Origin of the sequence: Pseudomonas sp. ENNP23, assembly GCF_001728945.1 — a bacterium.
Lineage (GTDB): Bacteria > Pseudomonadota > Gammaproteobacteria > Pseudomonadales > Pseudomonadaceae > Metapseudomonas > Metapseudomonas otitidis.
This window is the reverse complement of the sequence record NZ_LYSP01000040.1, coordinates 1-18366: the sequence shown is the minus strand read 5'-3', so window position 1 is coordinate 18366 and position 18366 is coordinate 1. Positions and strand designations below refer to the sequence as shown.

The following is an 18366-nucleotide window of genomic DNA, read 5'->3' as shown; positions in this document are numbered from 1 at the left end:
TCAGGGAAAGGCCCCGGAGCATATGCCAGGTCGGTGCCGGTCCGCATCACACCGCGCGTTGCAGGGCGGGGGCGCCGAGCGGCGCCGGGGCCACCTCCTTCAACCAGTGCCGGTAGAGCCCGCCGATGAGGTCGCTCTGGGTCACCAGGCCCACCAGACGGCCCTGTCCGTCCTGCACGGGCAGGCCGTGCAAGCCCTGGTCGGAGAGCAGGGAGACGAGGGCGCCGATGTCGGTGTCGGGGCGCACGCTGCGCACCTCCCGGGTCATCAACTGACGCACGCGCACCTGCTGTGGGCGCAGGCGGGCGAGCAGCGAGACGGACGGGTCGCGGTGGCCGTGGTACAGCAGGTCGGTGGGGGTGACCACGCCCACCAGGGCGCCGTCGGCGTCCAGCACCGGCAGCAGCTTGATGCGGTGCTGGCGGAACAGCTTCCAGGCGTCGGCGAGGCTCGCGTCGGGGGAGAGGGTGCGCAGGTCGCGGGACATGATGTGTTCGGCGGTGACCCGGCCCATGCCGCGCCGCAGGGCGACCCGTTCGGTCTGGCGCAGCAGGCGTTCGAGGTCGTCGCGGGTGATGTCGACGAACTCGCCGAAGTCCGCCAGGGCCTGGTCGAGGTCGGCTTCGGCGAAGCTGGCCCGCTCGCTGGGCAGCGGGTCGTCCGTGAGGTGGCTGTCGTTGCGCGGTTGCGCCGGGGCGTTGACCAGGGCGCCGCGGGTGAGGCGGTTGTAGGCCAGGGCGCTGATGATCAGCACCGCCGAACCCATCAGCACCGGCCAGGCCACGCCGAAGCCCAGGGTCTCGAATGCCGGGCCACCCAGGGTTACGGCCACGGCCAGGGCGGTACCGGGTGGGTGCAGGCAACGCAGGCCGTACATGGTCAGCACGGTGAGCGCCATGCTCAAAGTGGCGGCCAGCACCGTGTGATCGATCCACAGGCCGCAGGCGCTGCCCACCAGGGCTGCCACCAGGTTGCCGAGCAGCACCGACCAGGGCTGTGCCAGGGGGCTGCTGGAGACGGCGAACAGCAGCAGCGAGCTGGCGCCCAGGGGCGCGGCCAGGCGCAGGGTGACGTCGAGGCTGAACAGGTGGCTGGTGACCAGGCAACACAGGGCCAGGCCGACGCAGGCGCCAAGGGAGGCGCGCAGCCATTCGGTGGGTGGTGCGCTGCGGGGGACGGGGGCGAGGCGCCTGGACCAGCGGCGCCAGCGGCTTTCCGGGGGCATGACGAGTCTCGTAAAAAAGGGGGCCGGAGCGGCCCCCGCAGAAGTCCCACTGCGTGCGCGGGATCGGTGGCCTCGCCGGGGCGACGAGGCGAACGGGGCGCATCCTAAGGGCGCGTGATCCATCGCTGCCAATGAATGTTATTGCAGCTTGAGTGCAGTTTTTTTGAAGTCAAATACCCGGCAAGGCGAGCCGTGCCGGCGTAGCATGCGGTGCGAGCCAGGCAGAGGAGGGGCGTGATGCAACGGCTGGAGGTAGAGGCGGGGCTGGCAGCGGAACGTGCGTTGCTGGAGCAGGTGCACCGAGGGGAAAGGGAGGCCGGGTTGCTGCTCTGGCGGCCGCTGGACCGTGCCCTGGTGATGCCCGCACGCATGAACCGCCTGCCGGGCTTCGAAACGGCGCGGGCGGGCTGCGAGACGCTGGACTGGCCGGTCTCACTGCGGGATACCGGCGGCGAGCCGGTGCCGCAGTCGCCTGGGGTGCTGAACATCGCGCTGGCCTATGCGGCGCCGACCGGGGAGAGCGAACTGACCCGGATCGAGACCGCCTACCTGCGCCTGTGCCGCCCATTGTGCGATTGGCTGGCGGGGCAGGGGCTGGAACCGGGTATCGGCGAGGTGCCAGGGGCCTTCTGCGACGGGCGCTATAACGTGCAGCTGGGCGCGCGCAAGCTGGTGGGCACGGCCCAGCGCTGGCGCCGCCGCAGCCAGGACGGGCGCAACGTGGTGCTGGTGCACGGGGCGATGCTGGTGGAGAACGAGCGCGAGGCGATGGTGGCGCTGGTCAATGCCTTCTATGTCGGCTGCGGCCTGGCGGATCGTTGCGAGGCGGCGAGCCATGTGGGCTTGGCCGAGCACCTGGAGCGGCCCTGGGATGCTGTGCCCACCCTCTCATCCGCTGTCCGGCGGGCGTTGACGGAAGACGGAATTCCCTTGCCGGATGCCTGATGCAAAAAAGTTGCTGCAGGGCCTTCCCAGCCCCCACCGGGTAGGCACTATCATCGCCGCTCCCCAGTGCCCGCACCGCAGGCTGCCTGAAGGCACCGCACCCGCTGTTGCTGTGCCGGACCCGCACGGAGCATCCGTTATACCCGCCAGGACGGCGCTGCATGGGTTCCCGCCAGCCGCCGCGCGTGACGCCTCGACCCAACCCGCCGGGCCTGTTCGCATTCTTTCGATGGATGGACACCGCCCCCATGAGTTCAAGCCGTAGCCCGATCGGGTCGTATCGCCCCACGCTGCGCAGTCACCTGGCCTTCACCGTCTATTGCGGCCTGGTCTTCCTGGTTCTCTACACGCTGCTGCGCGGGGCCTTGCTGATCTACAACCGCGAGCTGATCGGCAGCACTCCGGCCTCGACCTTCGTCGAGGCCTTCATCAACGGCTTCCGTTTCGACCTGCGCCTGACCATCTACGCCCTGGCGCCGTTGCTGCTGTCCATCCCCTTCGTCACCGCCATGTCGTTGCGCCGGCTGCACCTGGCCTGGCTGACGGTGTTCGCCAGCCTGACGCTGTTCTTCGGCATCCTCGAACTGGACTTCTACCGCGAGTTCCACCAGCGCCTGAACGGCCTGGTGTTCCAGTACATGAGCCAGGACCCGAAGACCGTGCTGAGCATGCTCTGGTACGGCTTCCCGGTGGTGCGCTACCTGCTGGCCTGGGTCCTGGTGACCTGGCTGCTGTTCAGGCTGTTCCGCTACCTGGATCAGGTCACCCGTCCGGCCCGTGGCGGCCTTGAGACCGCGCCGAGCCTCGGCGGACGCAGCAGCGTGGCACCCTGGTACGTGCGCGCTGGCGTGTTCGGCCTGTGCCTGGTGCTGGCTGTGGCGGCCGCCCGGGGCACCTTGCGCCAGGGCCCGCCGCTGCGCTGGGGCGATGCCAATACCACGGATTCGGCCTTTGCCAACCAGTTGGGCCTGAACGGCACGCTGATGCTGGTCAACGCCGCTCAGGCGCGCTTCTCGGAGACCAATCAGAACGTCTGGAAGGCCACCCTGCCGGATGAGCAGGCGCTCTCGGTGGTGCGCGAGATGCTGCTGACCCCGCAGGACCGCCTGGTGGACCCGGCCACCGCCGCTGTGCGCCGCGTGTTGACGCCCGAGGCCGAGCGCACCCTGCCGATCCGCAATGTGGTGGTGATCCTGATGGAGAGCTTCGCCGGCCACTATGTCGGCGCGTTGGATGGCAAGGGCGACATCACCCCGAACTTCGACCGCCTGAGCAAGGAAGGGCTGCTGTTCACCCGCTTCTTCTCCAACGGCACCCACACCCACCAGGGCATGTTCGCCACCATGGCCTGCTTCCCCAACCTGCCGGGCTACGAGTACCTGATGGAGCAGCAGGAGGGGACCCACAAGTTCACCGGCCTGCCGCAACTGCTGAGCGCTCGCCGGTACGACGACCTCTACGTCTACAACGGTGATTTCGGCTGGGACAACCAGATGGGGTTCTTCGGCAACCAGGGCATGCGCAACTTCATCGGGCGCAATGACTTCGTCAACCCGGTGGTGTTCGACCCCGCCAGGGGCGCCTCCGACCAGGACATGTTCGACCGCGCCGCCCAGGAGCTGCGTGACAACCATGGCAAGAAGCCCTTCTACGCCCTGCTGCAGACGCTTTCCAACCACAAGCCTTACGTGCTGCCCGACCCGTTGCCGATGCCGGCTGTGACCGGCTTCGGCTCCAACGACGAGCACCTGACGGCCATGCGTTATTCCGACTGGGCCCTGGGGCAGTTCTTCGAGAAGGCCAAGCAGTCGCCTTACTACAAGGACACCCTGTTCGTGCTGGTGGGTGACCATGGTTTCGGCGCGCCCGAGCAGCTCACCGACATGGACCTGTACCGCTTCAACGTGCCGCTGCTGCTGATCGCCCCCGGCATCCAGGAGAAGTTCGGCGCCCGTACCGAGGTGGTGGGCAGCCAGGTCGATGTGGTGCCCACCATCATGGGCCGCCTGGGTGGCGAGACCCGTCACCAATGCTGGGGCCGCGACCTGCTCAGCCTGGCGCCGGAGGACAAGGGCTTCGGTGTGATCAAACCTTCCGGCAGCGACCAGACCGTGGCCATCGTCAGCGGTGACCGCATGTTGATGCAGCCCCGTGGTGGCGAGCCGCAACTGTTCCGCTACCAGCTCAACAGCGAGGGCCAGGGTGCCGCTCGTATCGACGACCCGGCGGCGATCAAGGCCCTGAGCGCGCGCCTGGAAGCCTTCCTGCAAGTGGCCACCAGGAGCCTGCAGGGTGACACCGCCGGCCTGGAGGACCCGAAGCGCTAGCAGGCCGTTGCAGAACGACCAGCCCGTGCGCTTCGTCGGTTGCCGCGCGTGCAGCGCGCGGGCGGGCCTAAGGTGAAGGTCCGGCGTCCACCCGGCGCCGGACCCACCGGGAAGGCTCCATCGGGCCTTCCGCCCCAGAGGAGGCCGCGCCATGAACGCCAGCAACCACTGCACCTACCGTGACCACGTCATCACCGCCCACCTGATCGAGCACCCCGGCATTCCCACCCCCTGGGCCGGCGGGGTGCATATCACCGCGCCGGACGGCCACCGTACCCGACGCATTCCATTGCCCGCCGATGCCGCCTTCCTGGCAGAGGAGGACAGCGCCCGCCGCGCGTCCATCGCTCATGGTCGCTGGCTGGTGGACCGCAGCCTGGACCAGGGCATGCACCTCGGCTGAGGCGCTTCGTCCCGTTGCCTGAACCGCAGCCAGCTTTGGGCGGTCGCTGAGAAGGAGGGCGCCGGATTTGCCGGTGCTGCCTGTCTGGACAACCGCCCGGCATGACGTTGCCCGGGCCAGGAGGATCGACCATGGTCGCGTTCGAGCCGCAATCTCGTGATATCGCCACCCCTGATGCCGGGAACGTGCAGGGCTGGGAGCGGATGTTGTGCATCGGCACCGGCGTAGCGATGCTGGGCTCCGGCGTGCACCGGGGCGGGCCGGCGGGCTGGTTGCGCGCCGCCCTGGGCGCCGTGGTGCTGGCCCGGGGCCTGAGCGGTCGCTGCCCGGCCAAGCGGGTGATCGTCGAGCGCCGTTCCGAGCTGGAAGCGCTGCGGGCTCGTATCGAGGAGGCCGCCGGCAAGCTGGCGGACTGGGAGAAGGCACAAGCGAAGGGGTGAACTCGGCCGGCAGGGCCGGAAACGAAAACGGCAGCGTCAAGGCGCTGCCGTTACGTTACACCTCTGGCGGGCGCTTACTTGCCGTAGTTGCGGCGGAACTGCGTGATCAGCTTCTCGGGCTTGGGCTCTTCCTTGGTAAGCACGTACACCACGCGCTGGCCATCCGGGCCGCCGCCGATGTCGACGTAGCTGAAGGTGGGTTCGCCGATCTTGTACATGTCCATCATGTCGCCGTAGCGGCTGAACACGTAGATGATGCCGTCTTCGTCGCGCATCTCGCCGTAGAAGGGTTGGGCCGGCGGCAGGCTAACGTCGAGGAAGCGCTGGGCGCTGGTCTTGGCTTCCTTGCCCTGGTCCTCGGCCTTGAGCACCAGGATGATCTCGCGACCGAAACCGTCCTGCTTGCCGGTGTCCTTGCGCACGGGGGTGGCACCGTTGGCGACGTAGTTGCGGTAGGTGGCGTAGTCGTCGAAGACGAACAGTTCCTTCTCGGTACGGATCTGGTACCAGTCCTCGTTGTTCAGGGCCTCCACCTTGGCCGGCGCGGCCGGCTGGGTGGCGCAGGCGCCGAGCGCCGCGGCCACCAGGGCCAGGCTGAAACTGCGGATGAAGGTCTTGGTGTTGGGCATTGCGGTTCCTCCCCGGTCATGGTGAGACGCGAATCTGCCCGAGTCCTGTGACGGCCAAATGATAGCCAGGTGCTGGCACCGTGACAGCCGGGATCAGGCTGGCTGCAGCGGCTTTATCTGATCGAAGGTTGCAACAATCATTTGATCCTTTCGGGTTTTATCTACCGAAGCAGAGCCAATACAGTGGCGCACCCCGGCCAGCAGGCCGTCTTTCCCGATCTCGGAGGTGCCCATGGCCACTGCCACCCTGCATTACTTCCACGACCCGTTCTGCGGCTGGTGCTACGGCGCCGCGCCTCTGGTGGCGGCTGCCCGCGCGGTGTTGCCGGTGCGTGCCCACGGCGGCGGCATGCTCGCTGGCCCGGCCCGCCAGCATGGCGGCGAGCAATGGCGGGGCCATGTGCTGCCCCATGACCGGCGCATCGCCCAGATGACCGGCCAGGTATTCGGCGAAGCCTACCTGGACGGGCTGCTGCGGGACCCGGAGGCGGTGTTCGACTCGCTGCCGCCCATCGCCGCCGTACTGGCGGCCGACACCCTGGCGGGCAAGGGCCTGGACATGCTCGCGCGACTCCAGGTGGCTCATTACGGTGAGGGGCGGCGCATTGCCGAGGCGGCGGTGCTGGTCGCCCTGGCGACTGAACTCGGCCTGGAGCCGACGGCGTTCCGCAGCGCCCTCGACCAGGCGCTGGCCCATGACGTGGTCGGGCACATCAGCGAGACCCGTCGTCAGATGGCGCGCCATGGGTTGAGCGGCTTCCCGTCCTTTCTGCTGGAAGTGGACGGCCGCTTCGAGCGGGTGGATGCCTCGGCCTTCCTTGGCCAACCGGCCCAATGGAGCGCATGGCTGGCCCAGCGTCTCCAGGCGCAGGGCGCTGCCTCGGCCAGCGAAGCAGTGGGTGGCCCGAGCTGCGGGCTCGATGGCTGCGCGTGAGGTGAGCACGATGAAGAGCAACCTGCAGATCATTGCCGACCACTACGAGGCTTCGGCGCGCGGCGACCTGGCCGGGATGCTGGCAGAGGTGGCCGCCGACGTGCGCTGGACCGAGATGGACGGCTTCCCCTGTGCCGGTACCTGGGTTGGACCGGAGCAGGTGGTGGCCCAGGTGTTCAGCGTGCTGGCGCGGGATTGGGACGGTTACCGCTTCGAGCTGGAGGCCCTGGTGGACGGCGGCGCCAGCATCGTCGGCATCGGCACCTACCGGGGCGTACACCGCGCCACCGGCAAGGCCATGGCAGCGCGCGTGGCCCATCATTGGCAGCTCGAAGGCGGCCGCATCACGGCCTTCGAACAGTTCACCGACACCCTGCGGGTGGCCCAGGCCATGGCCTGACGCCCTGGGGTGGCGCATTCGGCGAAGCCGGCCACACTTGGGGTCACGAGCAAGGGGTCTGGCCGTCCGACGATTGACGCCATCAAAATGACATCGCTGGACTACGCTCATTCACAGGGACCTCTCTTCAACGGAGGCACGTGTATGAAAGTCCTGATTGCCGATGATTCCAGCCTCTCCCGCAAGCTGGTGCTCAAGGCCCTCCCCGAACTGCTGACCGAAGAGGTGAGCCAGGCCGCCAATGGCCAGGAAGTGCTCGCCGCTTACGAGGCCGGCCAGGCGGAGATCATCTTCCTCGACCTGACCATGCCGGTGATGGATGGCTTCGAAACCCTGGAGCGCCTGCGCAAGTCCGAGGCGGAGGCCATCATCATCGTGGTCAGCGCCGACATCCAGCCACTGGCCCGGCAGCGGGTGATGGAGCTGGGCGCGGCGGCCTTCATCAAGAAGCCGATCACCAGCGAAGCGATGAATGCTGTTCTCCATGAAATCGGAGTGGTGTGATGGACAGGCTCACGGAGGACCAGCGCGACGCGCTGCAAGAGCTCATGAACGTGGCCATGGGACAGGCCGCCGACCAGTTGGCACGCTTGACCGACACCTTCGTGGTGCTCTCGGTGCCACGCATCCACAGCGCGTTCAGCCTCAGCGATGCCCAGGTGCCGGAAGAGCTGGGCGGCTGCCAGGTTGTGGATGTCACCCGCCAATCCTTTCTCGGGCAGATGCGCGGCGAGGCGTTCGTCTGTTTCGGCTGCCACGGTGCGGACCAACTCGCCGACCTGATGGGCTATGACGAGCACGACACTCAGCAGCGCGAGGAACTGATGCTCGACGTCACCAACATCCTCAGTGGCGCCTGCATCAACAGCCTGGCGCAGCAGTTCGAGATTCCGGTGAGCTATGGCGCGCCCTCGGTGTTCTCCCGCCACGCTTCGTTCCAGGAGGCACTTGGGGCCAAGTCCCTGCAGGACCACCGGGCGCTGATCATGGAGATCCGCTTCGAGGTCGAGGCTTGCGAGTTCACCTGCGACTTGCTGCTGTGCATCGCCGAGGAGACGGTGGGCAGCGTGCTGGCGGTCATCGACCGGCTGCTGAGCGAGCTGTGACATGAGCGCTCCAGGCTCCCCAGGTCCGTCCTCCCAGGTGCTGGAAACCGTGCTGGAGAACATCAACCTGGGGGTGCTGGTGGTGGACCCGGACTGCCGCGTGCTGTTCTGGAACCGCTTCATGGTCATCCACGGCGGTCGCATCCCGGAGGACACGATCGGGCGCTCGTTGTTCGAGCTGTTCCCCCAGTTGCCCGAGCGCTGGCTGCGGCAGAAGGTGCGGGGGGTGCTGACCCTGCGCAACCTGGCCTTCACCACCTGGCAACAGCGGCCGCACCTGTTTCCCTTCGGCGGCACCCGGCCGATCACCAGCCAGCTGTCGAGCATGTACCAGAACTGCACCTTCTTCCCTCTGGAGAACGAGCAGGGCGAACCGGTGGCGGTGTGCATCACCGTTGCCGATGCCACCGACACCGCTGCCCGCCAGCAGGACCTGGAGCGCCTCAATGCCCTGCTGGAAGTGGAAAAGGAGCAACAGGCGCAGTTGATCCGCCGTCTGGAAGAAGCCCAGGCGCAACTGTTGCAATCGGAGAAGATGGCCGCCATCGGCCAGCTCGCTGCCGGTGTGGCCCATGAGATCAACAACCCGGTGGGCTTCGTCTACTCCAACCTCAACAGCCTGCGCGGCTATCTGGAGCAACTGATGGGGCTGGTGGACGGGCTGCAGGCGAAGATCGAGACCTGTGGCGATGCGGCCCTGGTGAGCGAGTGCCGGGCGTTGAAGCAGGCCGCTGACTACGACTTCCTGCGTGAAGACACGCCGATCCTGCTCAAGGAATCCTGCGATGGGCTGGAGCGGGTCAAGCGCATCGTCAAGGACCTTCGGGACTTCTCCCACGTGGACAACGGCGAGTGGCAGATGGCCGACCTGCACCAGGGACTGGACAGCACGCTGAACGTCATCTGGAACGAAATCAAGTTCAAGGCCAAGGTGGTCAAGCACTACGGCCAGTTGCCGCCGGTGCAGTGCATCGCTTCGCAGATCAACCAGGTGTTCCTCAACCTGATCGTCAACGCGGCCCAGGCCATCGTCGAGCACGGCACCATCACCCTCACCACCGGCACCCAGGGCGACGCGGTGTTCATCGACATCCAGGACGACGGCCCCGGCGTGCCGGAGGAGCTCAGAAGGCGCATCTTCGAACCCTTCTTCACCACCAAGCCGGTGGGCAAGGGCACCGGGCTCGGGTTGTCGGTTTCCTACAACATCATCGAGCGCCACCACGGCACGCTCAGCGTCATTTCGCCACCCGGAGGGGGCGCCTGCTTCCGCATCGTCCTGCCACGCCAGCAGCCGCCGGCCGATTGAAGGGCTGCCCGGCTGTCATTCCTCCAGATAGGCCTCGAACAGCCCGCCCAGGGTGTCCTCCGGCGAGCGCATGTACTCGAGGATCTCCGCTGCCAGCACATCCAGCAGGACCACGCCATTGACGCTCTGTTCCGCCCGGCTGGCTGAGCGCAGGCGTTCCGCCATGGCCAGATTCACCTCCCGCAGGCCTCGATAGAGTGTCAGCAGGCCTTCCGTGCCGTAGTCCGCCGGGAGGGCGTGCTGTTGACGCAGGTATTGGCCGATGAGGTAGGTGCCAAGGGCGCGGAACAGGGTTTCCGCCGCATCGCTGAAGGGTTGATGGAAGTGCGCCATGGGGATCAGCGGGCGGGTGCGTGGGCAGCCCGAACTGGCACCGATCAGGCCGATCAGCGAGCTGAGCGCACGCTGCAGGGTGGTGGTCTGCTCCAGATGCCGGCCGTGCCAGTCGATGCTCACCCGCACCGTATCGAAGGAGCGGCGGCCTTCCAGGGCCTTCAGCGGCACCGCCAGGGCAAGCGCGAATGGGCAGAACGGTGTGGTTTCTGCCTGCAAGGGGCAGTTCCTGCACTGGCAATGTTCCAGCCGGGCCCACTCGGGGGGAATGTCCGGGGACGGGGAGGGGGCATCGAGAGCGGCCTCGCCGCCATCCTCGAAGGCCAGGTGGTAGTGCGCTAGGGAATTCGTCGCGTGCATGGGACCTCCTGGCGTGAAACGGTTTCCGACGAAGTGACGGTGATATGACGTCAAATTGCCATCACCCGCAATTCGCCTGCCTATACTCAGCTTAGGTCCGATGTGGGCGGGTGTTATTCCATGAGCTCAACGGTTATTCAGCAGCAGATGGTCGCCGCGGTGGAGCAGATTCCCGCCGGCTTCCTGCTGCTGGATGGGTCGCAACGGGTTCTCTACTGCAACGCTTTCATCCGCCAGCGCTGTTCGCGTGACCTCTCCGGGATTGTCGGCATGCACCTGGTGGAGGCGTTCCCCGAAGTCGATACGCCGTGCTGGCACGGCCTCTTCGACCAGATCAGGCGGGGCGGCCAGGCGGTACAGACCATCTGGCACGACCAGCCTTACCTGATCCTTCTCAGCAGCCAGCCGGACGACGACGAGCCGACGCCGCTGCCGATGCTCCAGGCCACCCTGCTGTACTGCGTCGAGTCCGGCGTGGATGAACCGCTCTATGGCCTGGCGATTTTCGACAGCAGCCGTGCGGCGGCCAACCCGGCGCTGCAGCATGCCTTGATTGCACTGCGGAGCAAGCATGGCGAGCTGAACGAACTGAGCATCAAGCTGCAGGCCGCCAATCGCCAGCTGCTGCAATCGGAGAAGATGGCTGCCATCGGCCAGCTCGCCGCAGGTGTCGCCCACGAGATCAACAACCCTGTGGGCTTCGTCGCCAGCAACCTCAAGACCCTGGTGGGCTACGTGCAGCAACTGCTGCAACTGGTGGACCAGATGAGCGAGTGGGGCGGTCTGGAGCTGGAGCGGCTGAAGACGCAGTTCGACTACGACTTCATCCGCGACGACATCAACGGCCTGCTGGGCGAGTCCGCCGATGGCGTGGAGCGGGTCAAGCGCATCATCTCCTCGCTGCGCGACTTCTCCCACAGCGGGGATGAGCGCTTCGTGCCGGCTGACCTGCATGACGGCATCCGCAGCACCCTCAACGTGGTCAACAACGAGGTCAAGTACAAGGCCGAGGTGGTCTGCGACTTCGGAGAACTGCCTCTGGTGGAGTGCATTCCCGCGCAGATCAACCAGGTGGTGATGAACCTGCTGGTCAACGCCGCCCAGTCCATCGAGAGCTTCGGGCACATCGTCATCCACACCGAGCACTGCGGTGACGATGTGCTCATCGAGATCAGCGACAGTGGCTGCGGCATTCCCGAAAGCCAGTTGATGCAGATATTCGACCCGTTCTTCACCACCAAGCCGGTGGGCAAGGGCACCGGGCTGGGACTCGCGCTATCGTTCAGCATCGTGGAGAAGCACGGCGGCAGCCTGACGGTCACCAGCGAGGTGGGCCAGGGCTCGACCTTCCGTATCCGTCTGCCGATCCACCAGGGAGCAACCAGCGGAGGAGCGCACCATGACTGAAGCCCACGAGAGCCTGCCGCGTCCGCGCGTCCTGCTCGTCGATGACGAGGAGAACATCCTCAACAGCCTCCGACGGTTGCTCCGGGGCCAGCCTTATGACCTGGTCATGGCCCACAGTGGCGACGAGGCGCTGCAGTTGTTCGAGACCCAGCCCGTCGACCTGGTGGTGTCCGACGCACGCATGCCCGGCATGGATGGCGCCACGCTGCTGGCCGAGATTCACAAGCGCGACCCGGGCTGCATGAGCGTGCTGCTCACCGGCTACGCCGACATCAACACCATCATCACCGCCATCAACGAAGGGCAGATCTACCGCTACCTGAGCAAACCCTGGAACGACGACGAGTTGCTGCTGACCATCCGCCAGGCCCTGGCCTACCAGTTCGCCGAGCGCGAGCGCGAGCGCCTGCAGCACCTGACCCAGGAGCAGAACCAGCAGCTCAAGAGCCTCAACGAGACCCTGGAGAAGCGCGTCCAGGCGCGCACCTCCGAGCTGCAGCAGACGGCCGACATGCTCGACCTTGCTTACGAAGAGCTGCGCCGCAGCTACGCGCTCAGCACCGAAGTGTTCTCCCTGCTGGTCAACCAGCGCCTGCCTCGGGAGAAGCAGACCAACCAACAGATCATCGCCCTGATACGCGCCTTCGCCGCCGACCTCGGCATGCCCGAGGACCAGGCCCGCGACCTGAGCATGGCCGCCGCGCTCTACAACATCGGCAAGCTGAGCCTGCCGGATGCGCTGATCATCGGCCCTTCGGACCTGATGCACAGCAAGGACCGCGACCTCTACCGGCGCTACCCCTCCCAGAGCGAATCGGTGCTGATGGCGCTGGAACCGCTGCACGACGCCGCACGGCTGATCCGCCACCATCAGGAGCGCTGGGACGGCTCCGGCTTCCCCGATCACCTGCGCGGCAACGACATCCCCCTGGGTTCGCGCATGCTCAAGCTGGCGGTGGATTTCGTCGAACTGCAATGCGGCCTGGTGCTGGAGCGCCGCCTCAATCGCGACGAGGCCCTGCTGTTCATCCGCAAGTACGCCGAGCGGCTGTACGACCCGGAGCTGGTGGAGCGCTTCATCACCATCTGCTCCACGGCGATGCCCGACGTCACCATCGGCGATCCCGATGTACGGGCAGTGGACACCCGGCACCTGGAGCCCGGCATGGTGCTCGCGCGTAACCTGCACGCCGACAACGGCATGCTGCTGCTCAATGAAGGCAAGGTCCTCTCAGACCTGCTGATCCGCAAGCTGATCGCCTTCGAAGGCATCGAATCGGCTTCCTACACCCTGTTCGTCCGTGAGCCAGAAGCGGCCAAGCCCCGCGCTCACCTGGAGTGATGCCATGTCCAGATTGCTGCTGCTGGATGACGAGCCCGCCGTGGTCAATGCCATCTGCCGCGAACTGCGCGGGGAGAGCTGGCAGCTCGACACCTTCACCGATCCCCAGGAGGCGCTGGAGGCGTTGTCGCAGAACACCTACGAGCTGATCCTCTCCGACCTGCGCATGCCCGAGCTGGACGGCATCGCCTTCCTCCAGTTCGCCAAGCAGCTGCAACCCGACGCCCTGCGCCTGCTGCTCAGTGGCGACAGCGACCGTGAAACGCTGGTGCGCGCCATCAACCGGGCCGAGGTCTACCGCTTCATCTCCAAGCCCTGGGACGCCTACGAACTGCGCAGTACCCTGCACACCTGCCTCGAACTGCAGCACAGCCAGGTCGAGCGCAAGGCGCTGCTCGAACGGGTCGCCCAGCAGCAGCACGCCATCGATGCCCACGAGGCGCACCTGCGCAAGATGCGCCAGGAACACCCCGAGATATTCGCCGTCGCCCGGAGCGAGGACGGCGCCATCCTGCTTGAGGACGAGAGCGAACCGGAGCCTCGCTGATGGACATCCAAGAACCTGTTTCCGCCTCCCTGGCGGACAGGATTGCCACCCAGGGGCCCTGCGCCCCCGGCGCCTTGCTGGCATTGATCGACCTCGACGACTTCCACACACTCAACGCCCACCACGGTCTGGAAACCGGCGACCTGGTGATGCTGCACCTCGAAGACCGCCTGCGCGCCGCCCTGCGTGACGGCGAATGGCTGTGGCGCAACGGCCCGGACAGCTTCCTGCTGGGCGTGCCGGATGGCCGCGACACCCCCGACCGCCTCGGCGCCTCCCTCTGCGCCCTGGTGGAAGCGCCGCTGGAACTGGCCGGCCAGGTGTTCCACCTGCGTGCCAGCGTCGGCCTTGCGGTGGCCTGGGTGCGCGACCGCACCTTCGCCAGCCTCTACAGCCGCACCGAACTGGCCCAGCGCGAAGCACGCCGCGAGGGTGGCGGGCGCTACCGCTATTTCGACGAAGCCCGCTTGATCACAGCCCGGCGCGAGGCTGAACTCTGCGGCCAACTGCGTGCCGCGCTGCGGGAAGAGCAACTGGTGCTGCACTATCAGCCGCAGATCGACTGCCAGACCGGCGAAGTCTGCGGCTACGAAGCCCTGGTGCGCTGGCAGCACCCAACCCGGGGCCTGCTGGGGCCGGACAAGTTCATCCCGGTGGCGGAGCGGCTGGGGCTGATGGTGGACCTCGGGCAATGGGTGCTGGGCCGCGCCATCGCCGACGCCCGCGCGCTGCTGACGGAAAGGCACGCCACCCTGGCCGTCAACCTGTCGCCCTCCCAACTGCGCGACCGCCAACTGGTGGGCTTCATCCAGCGCACCCTGCAGCGCCACGGCCTTGAGGCCTCGCGGCTGGAGCTGGAGATCACCGAGTCCTGCCTGCTGGATGACGAAGCCCAGGTGCGCGAGCAACTGGCCGGGCTGCGCCGCCTCGGGGTACGCCTGGCCCTGGACGACTTCGGTACCGGCTTCTGCAACCTCGGCTACCTCCAGGCCCTGCCGGTGGACCGGGTCAAGGTGGACCGGCGCTTCCTCACCGGCACCGGCGAGGACGCCCGCGCCCTGGCCCTGTTCCGCGCACTGATGGCCATGCTCCAGCACCTCTCCGTGGAAGTGCTCTGCGAAGGCGTGGAGCAGGAAGCCCAGATGCGCCTGTTGCAGAGCCTGCGTTGCAACCAGTGGCAGGGCTACTTCGCCGCTCGGCCCATGCCCCTGGACGCGGTGGCGCCCTGGCGTGGCCAGACCCGACACTGGTTCCCCCGCCCCGCCTGCGCCGACCACCCCGACGCCCCCACGCTGCTGCTGGTGGACGACGAACCCGCCGTACACGGCGCCCTGCGCCGCGTATTGCGGGGGCGTGGCTGGAAGGTGCTGTGCGCCGGCAATGCCGAGGAAGCCTTCGCCCTGCTGGCCAGTCAGCCTGTGCAGGTGATCATCTCCGACCACGCCATGCCGGGCATCACCGGGGTGGAACTGCTCAGCCGCGCACGCCAGCTCTACCCGGCGTGCCGGCGCATCCTCCTCACCGGCCACAACGACGCCCAGACGCTGATGCAGGCCATCAGTCAGAGCGCGGTCTGTCGCTTCATCACCAAGCCGTGGAACGACGCGCACCTGGTCCAGGCGGTGGAGTTGGCGTTGCAGTAAAAGACGAGCTGCATGGCTGCCGCGCTGAAAAAAGGGGCCCTTGGGCCCCTTTGTCGTGTCGAGCGGTTGCTCAGATATCCCACACCAGATTGACCGCGAAATTGCGCCCCGGCTGGGTCAGCCGATCGAGGTTGGCCGGGCTGGTCACGCCGGCTTCGCCCACACCGTCGTAGCCCCGCACGTCATCCCACAGCCAGTACTTCTTGTCGGTGAGGTTGTAGAGGCCCGCGTTCACCGTCAGGTCGTCGGTCAGCTTGTAGTAACCGGTCAGGTCGAGCACGCCGAAGCCCGGGGTCTTGAACTGGCTGCTGCGGCCATCCGGGGCGTTGAAGTCGCCCTGGTCGATGCGGGTCTTGCGCTTGGCCAGGGTCCAGCTCAGCAGGGTGCCGTAGGTGTCCTGCTCGTAGCCCAGGCCGAACACGCCGGTCAGCGGGTTGACGCTGTTCAGCGCCGCGCCGGTGTCGTCATCACGGCCCCGGGCGTAGGCGATGGAGGCCTGGCTGTAGAGACCGGCCGGGGCGCCCAAGGCGTCCAGGTTCAGTCGGCCCTTGGCCTCGATGCCACGGATGCTGGCGTGGGCGATGTTGACGCTCTTGAAGGTGGCGCCGCTGGTGGCGACGCTGGCGTTCTCGTCGATGAAGTCGCGGTACTCGTTGTAGAAGGCCGCCACGTCGAAGCTGCCGGCATCGAACTGGCCGCGCAGGCCCGCTTCCACGCCACGGCTCTTTTCCGGCTCCAGGTTGGGGTTGGGCTCGACCACGTAGCCGCCGGCGATGTTCTCGAAGCGGCCGTAGAGCGCTTTGGCGCTCGGTGTGCGGAAGCCTTCGGCGTACTGGCCGAATGCGGTGTAGTGCTCGTCGAACTCGTAGGTGACGCCGAACTTGGGCGAGACGCGGTCCCAGGTCTGGGCCTTGTCGCTGAAGGCGGTGACGTTGGCGTTGCTGATGGTGGCGAGGAACTCGTCGGTCAGCTCGGGCTTCAGGCGGGTGTAGTCGTAGCGCAGGCCCGGCAGGAAGGTCCACTGGTTCCAGCGGATCTGGTCCTGCAGGAACAGGCCGTAGGTCTGGATGGTCGGGTCCGGGAAGTCGCTCTGCGCAGCCAGTACGTCACTGGCGCTTATCTGACCAACGCGGTTGGTGCAGCTGCCCACCGAGGCGGCACAGACGCCGGTGCCGCTGCGCAGGCCGGTGACCTGCTCGCGCTTGAGGCTGGCGCCGTAGGTCAGCAGGTGCTCGGTCTCGCCCAGGGAGAAGGCCTTGTCGAACTGTGTATCGAGCACCCAGAGGCGGTCCTTGTAGGTGGTCTCGCGGTAGCGCATCACGTTGCGTGAGCCAGGAACGTAGTGTTCGACCGTACTTTGGTCGGTCTTGGCCAGTTGGTAGTTGAGGCTCCACTTCAGGTTGTCTGCCAGCAGGCTGTCCAGGGCCAGGGTGTGCTCCAGGCCGAAGCGCTCGCGGGTGATGGTGTCGTTGCCTGTCCGGGAGCGGTACCAGTTGAAGGCGTTGTTGCCGATGAACGGCCCGCCCACGGCGCTGAGCTGGTTGGTGTCGCGGTCGTCCTTGTATTTCTCGTAGGTCAGTTGCAGGCGGTCGGTGTCGTTGTAGTTCCAGCCCAGCTTGGCCAGCAGGTTGGTGGTGCGCACGTCTTCCGGGTTGGCTTCGGCGCGGTCCAGGCCGGTGCCGCCATGGCCGCCGAAGGACTCGGTCTCGTGGCCATTGCGCTGGGAGAGGTGCAGCAGGGCGTCGAACTGCTCGTGACGGCCGGCGACGGTGCCGGAGGTGAGCCAACTGTCATCGGCGGAGCTGTAGCCGGTCTTCAGACGGGCGCCGGTGTCGCGGCCGGGTTTGATGATGTCGTCGGCGTCCAGGGTGAAGTAGCTCACCGCACCGCCGATGGCGTTGCTGCCGTACAGGGCCGAGGCCGGTCCCCGGAGGATCTCCACGCGCTTGACGATCTCCGGGTCCACGTAGTTGCGGTGGGTCTGTGCGTAGGGGCCGTAGAAGAAGCTGCTGGGCACCTCGACACCGTCCACCTGGGTCAGCACGCGGTCACCGTCGATGCCGCGGATGTTGTAGCCGGTGATGCCGGCACGCTGGCCGGCGCCGCTTACCGAGACGCCGGGCTCGCCACGCACCAGGTCCTTGATGTTGTTGACGTTGCGGCGGTCCAGTTGCTCGCGGCTGGCCACGCTGACGCTGGCGGGGACTTCGCTGGCAAGCTGTTCCTGGCGGGTGGCGGTGACAGCCAGGGGCTGCAGCTCCATGGCCAGGCCCGGGGTGACGGCCTTGAGCAACACCACGCTGCGTTCGCCCACCAGCTTGTAGTCCAGCCCGGTGCCGCTGAGCAGGCGTTTCAGGGCCTGCTCGGCCGGCAGCCGGCCGCTGACGCCCGGGGACTGGATGCCGCTGGCCAGGTCTGCCGAAAGCCCCACCTGCCAGCCGCTGGTGGCGCTGAAGGCGTTGAGCGCATCCACCAGCGGCTGGCGGGCAATGGTGAAGCTGTAGCCGCCCTGGCTGGCCAGTTGGCCGGTGGCCTGGGGCGCGGTGCCTTGGGCGCTGGCGGGGGCACTGCCCATGGCGATGGACAGGGCCAGCAGTGACAGGCTGGCGGGGCGGGCGAGGCGACGCAGGGCAGGGGAGGTGGAACGCGTGGTCATGGGTTCGGCTCTCTTCGGTCCGTCTGATGATACGCATCTAATGCGAATCAGTTGCATTGGCATCTGACCAGACGAACTTCCCGCCGCAATCGCGTAAAAAAACTTTCAGCCGGTGCTGACGCAGAGCTGCTGCGTGCCTGGAACCGGCCTGGGCGACTTCCCGGAAAAGGCAGCCGCGCCGTTGGCGCATCGAGGATCAATCCGCTCCCACCGGGTGCTGCCAGGTAGGTTGGGGCATTCCCTGCATGGCCGCCAGGTACGGGGCATCGATGCGGTTCGCCGGGCTCACCGCATCCTACGGGCTTCACACAAAGGGCAGCGCGCCATTGGCTCGGCGCGGGGTGGATGGCGCTTTTTCTA

At 66.9% G+C, this 18366-nt stretch carries 18 protein-coding genes; 13 read left to right on the top strand and 5 right to left on the bottom strand.

Annotation, left to right across the window (positions count from 1 at the left end; translation table 11 throughout):
* Positions 1-46 precede the first annotated feature (46 nt).
* Positions 47-1225, bottom strand: coding sequence for an HPP family protein (locus A9G05_RS20565; RefSeq protein WP_069562714.1), 1179 nt, complete (start codon positions 1223-1225; stop codon positions 47-49).
* A 234-nt stretch (positions 1226-1459) separates the two neighbouring features.
* On the opposite strand from A9G05_RS20565, the gene A9G05_RS20560 reads away from it, so the two are divergent.
* The 4 genes from A9G05_RS20560 (at position 1460) to A9G05_RS20545 (ending at position 5340) form a co-directional block, all read left to right on the top strand.
* Positions 1460-2170, top strand: coding sequence for a lipoate--protein ligase family protein (locus A9G05_RS20560; RefSeq protein ID WP_240920384.1), 711 nt, complete (start codon positions 1460-1462; stop codon positions 2168-2170).
* Between the two features lie 233 nt (positions 2171-2403).
* The gene (locus A9G05_RS20555; protein WP_139131203.1) at positions 2404-4497 is read left to right on the top strand and encodes an LTA synthase family protein; all 2094 of its coding nucleotides are present in this window, start codon (positions 2404-2406) and stop codon (positions 4495-4497) included.
* 151 nt (positions 4498-4648) lie between these two features.
* Positions 4649-4900, top strand: coding sequence for a hypothetical protein (locus tag A9G05_RS20550; RefSeq protein WP_069562711.1), 252 nt, complete (start codon positions 4649-4651; stop codon positions 4898-4900).
* Positions 4901-5031: 131 nt separating this feature from the next.
* Complete coding sequence (locus A9G05_RS20545) at positions 5032-5340, top strand: DUF2892 domain-containing protein (protein WP_069562710.1); 309 nt, start codon at positions 5032-5034, stop codon at positions 5338-5340.
* A 74-nt stretch (positions 5341-5414) separates the two neighbouring features.
* On the opposite strand, the gene A9G05_RS20540 is transcribed toward A9G05_RS20545, so the two are convergent.
* Positions 5415-5969 (bottom strand): hypothetical protein, encoded by a 555-nt coding sequence (locus A9G05_RS20540; protein WP_069562709.1) that lies wholly within the window; start codon positions 5967-5969, stop codon positions 5415-5417.
* A gap of 93 nt (positions 5970-6062) precedes the next feature.
* Positions 6063-6203, bottom strand: a complete 141-nt coding sequence (locus A9G05_RS27715; RefSeq protein ID WP_165672199.1) for a hypothetical protein — start codon at positions 6201-6203, stop codon at positions 6063-6065.
* On the opposite strand from A9G05_RS27715, the gene A9G05_RS20535 reads away from it, so the two are divergent.
* The 5 genes from A9G05_RS20535 to A9G05_RS20515 all read left to right on the top strand — a co-directional run bounded on the left by A9G05_RS20535 (position 6202) and on the right by A9G05_RS20515 (position 9718).
* Positions 6202-6903, top strand: coding sequence for a DsbA family protein (locus tag A9G05_RS20535; RefSeq protein ID WP_069562708.1), 702 nt, complete (start codon positions 6202-6204; stop codon positions 6901-6903). The two genes, A9G05_RS27715 and A9G05_RS20535, sit on opposite strands and share 2 nt — an antisense overlap.
* A 10-nt stretch (positions 6904-6913) precedes the next feature.
* The gene (locus A9G05_RS20530; protein WP_069562707.1) at positions 6914-7303 is read left to right on the top strand and encodes a nuclear transport factor 2 family protein; all 390 of its coding nucleotides are present in this window, start codon (positions 6914-6916) and stop codon (positions 7301-7303) included.
* 144 nt (positions 7304-7447) lie between these two features.
* The gene (locus A9G05_RS20525) at positions 7448-7807 is read left to right on the top strand and encodes a response regulator (RefSeq protein WP_069562706.1); all 360 of its coding nucleotides are present in this window, start codon (positions 7448-7450) and stop codon (positions 7805-7807) included.
* On the top strand, positions 7807-8409 hold the full coding sequence (locus A9G05_RS20520; protein WP_069562705.1) for a chemotaxis protein CheC: 603 nt from the start codon (positions 7807-7809) through the stop codon (positions 8407-8409). The genes A9G05_RS20525 and A9G05_RS20520 overlap by 1 nt, the downstream gene beginning before the upstream one ends.
* Position 8410: 1 nt before the next feature.
* Positions 8411-9718, top strand: a complete 1308-nt coding sequence (locus tag A9G05_RS20515) for an ATP-binding protein (RefSeq protein ID WP_069562704.1) — start codon at positions 8411-8413, stop codon at positions 9716-9718.
* Positions 9719-9733: 15 nt separating this feature from the next.
* Here the strand turns inward: A9G05_RS20515 and A9G05_RS20510 are convergent, their stop codons facing one another.
* Positions 9734-10411, bottom strand: coding sequence for a hypothetical protein (locus A9G05_RS20510; RefSeq protein WP_139131198.1), 678 nt, complete (start codon positions 10409-10411; stop codon positions 9734-9736).
* Between the two features lie 120 nt (positions 10412-10531).
* On the opposite strand from A9G05_RS20510, the gene A9G05_RS20505 reads away from it, so the two are divergent.
* Genes A9G05_RS20505 through A9G05_RS20490 form a run of 4 tightly spaced genes read left to right on the top strand, consistent with a single transcriptional unit; the run spans position 10532 to position 15350 of the window.
* A complete protein-coding gene (locus A9G05_RS20505; protein ID WP_240919477.1) occupies positions 10532-11818 on the top strand; it encodes an ATP-binding protein in 1287 nt (428 codons plus the stop codon).
* Positions 11811-13160 (top strand): HD domain-containing phosphohydrolase, encoded by a 1350-nt coding sequence (locus tag A9G05_RS20500; RefSeq protein ID WP_069562701.1) that lies wholly within the window; start codon positions 11811-11813, stop codon positions 13158-13160. The genes A9G05_RS20505 and A9G05_RS20500 overlap by 8 nt, the downstream gene beginning before the upstream one ends.
* Before the next feature lie 4 nt (positions 13161-13164).
* Positions 13165-13707 carry a response regulator gene (locus A9G05_RS20495; protein WP_069562700.1) on the top strand — a complete coding sequence of 181 codons (543 nt, stop codon included), beginning with the start codon at positions 13165-13167 and terminating at the stop codon, positions 13705-13707.
* A complete protein-coding gene (locus tag A9G05_RS20490) occupies positions 13707-15350 on the top strand; it encodes an EAL domain-containing protein (protein WP_069562699.1) in 1644 nt (547 codons plus the stop codon). The genes A9G05_RS20495 and A9G05_RS20490 overlap by 1 nt, the downstream gene beginning before the upstream one ends.
* A gap of 70 nt (positions 15351-15420) precedes the next feature.
* On the opposite strand, the gene A9G05_RS20485 is transcribed toward A9G05_RS20490, so the two are convergent.
* Positions 15421-18006 carry a TonB-dependent receptor gene (locus tag A9G05_RS20485; RefSeq protein WP_069562698.1) on the bottom strand — a complete coding sequence of 862 codons (2586 nt, stop codon included), beginning with the start codon at positions 18004-18006 and terminating at the stop codon, positions 15421-15423.
* Positions 18007-18366 lie beyond the last annotated feature (360 nt).

What these genes read in the sequence shown, in the direction of transcription:
- A9G05_RS20525 (WP_069562706.1), top strand. Translation starts at nt 7,448, where the DNA reads ATGAAAGTCCTGATTGCCGATGATTCCAGCCTCTCCCGCAAGCTGGTG.
- A9G05_RS20505 (WP_240919477.1), top strand. Translation starts at nt 10,532, where the DNA reads ATGAGCTCAACGGTTATTCAGCAGCAGATGGTCGCCGCGGTGGAGCAG.
- A9G05_RS20495 (WP_069562700.1), top strand. Translation starts at nt 13,165, where the DNA reads ATGTCCAGATTGCTGCTGCTGGATGACGAGCCCGCCGTGGTCAATGCC.
- A9G05_RS20545 (WP_069562710.1), top strand. Translation starts at nt 5,032, where the DNA reads ATGGTCGCGTTCGAGCCGCAATCTCGTGATATCGCCACCCCTGATGCC.
- A9G05_RS20510 (WP_139131198.1), bottom strand. Translation starts at nt 10,411, where the DNA reads ATGCACGCGACGAATTCCCTAGCGCACTACCACCTGGCCTTCGAGGAT.
- A9G05_RS20500 (WP_069562701.1), top strand. Translation starts at nt 11,811, where the DNA reads ATGACTGAAGCCCACGAGAGCCTGCCGCGTCCGCGCGTCCTGCTCGTC.
- A9G05_RS20540 (WP_069562709.1), bottom strand. Translation starts at nt 5,969, where the DNA reads ATGCCCAACACCAAGACCTTCATCCGCAGTTTCAGCCTGGCCCTGGTG.
- A9G05_RS20490 (WP_069562699.1), top strand. Translation starts at nt 13,707, where the DNA reads ATGGACATCCAAGAACCTGTTTCCGCCTCCCTGGCGGACAGGATTGCC.
- A9G05_RS20565 (WP_069562714.1), bottom strand. Translation starts at nt 1,225, where the DNA reads ATGCCCCCGGAAAGCCGCTGGCGCCGCTGGTCCAGGCGCCTCGCCCCC.
- A9G05_RS20520 (WP_069562705.1), top strand. Translation starts at nt 7,807, where the DNA reads ATGGACAGGCTCACGGAGGACCAGCGCGACGCGCTGCAAGAGCTCATG.
- A9G05_RS20550 (WP_069562711.1), top strand. Translation starts at nt 4,649, where the DNA reads ATGAACGCCAGCAACCACTGCACCTACCGTGACCACGTCATCACCGCC.
- A9G05_RS20530 (WP_069562707.1), top strand. Translation starts at nt 6,914, where the DNA reads ATGAAGAGCAACCTGCAGATCATTGCCGACCACTACGAGGCTTCGGCG.
- A9G05_RS20535 (WP_069562708.1), top strand. Translation starts at nt 6,202, where the DNA reads ATGGCCACTGCCACCCTGCATTACTTCCACGACCCGTTCTGCGGCTGG.
- A9G05_RS20515 (WP_069562704.1), top strand. Translation starts at nt 8,411, where the DNA reads ATGAGCGCTCCAGGCTCCCCAGGTCCGTCCTCCCAGGTGCTGGAAACC.
- A9G05_RS20485 (WP_069562698.1), bottom strand. Translation starts at nt 18,006, where the DNA reads ATGACCACGCGTTCCACCTCCCCTGCCCTGCGTCGCCTCGCCCGCCCC.
- A9G05_RS27715 (WP_165672199.1), bottom strand. Translation starts at nt 6,203, where the DNA reads ATGGGCACCTCCGAGATCGGGAAAGACGGCCTGCTGGCCGGGGTGCGC.
- A9G05_RS20555 (WP_139131203.1), top strand. Translation starts at nt 2,404, where the DNA reads ATGGACACCGCCCCCATGAGTTCAAGCCGTAGCCCGATCGGGTCGTAT.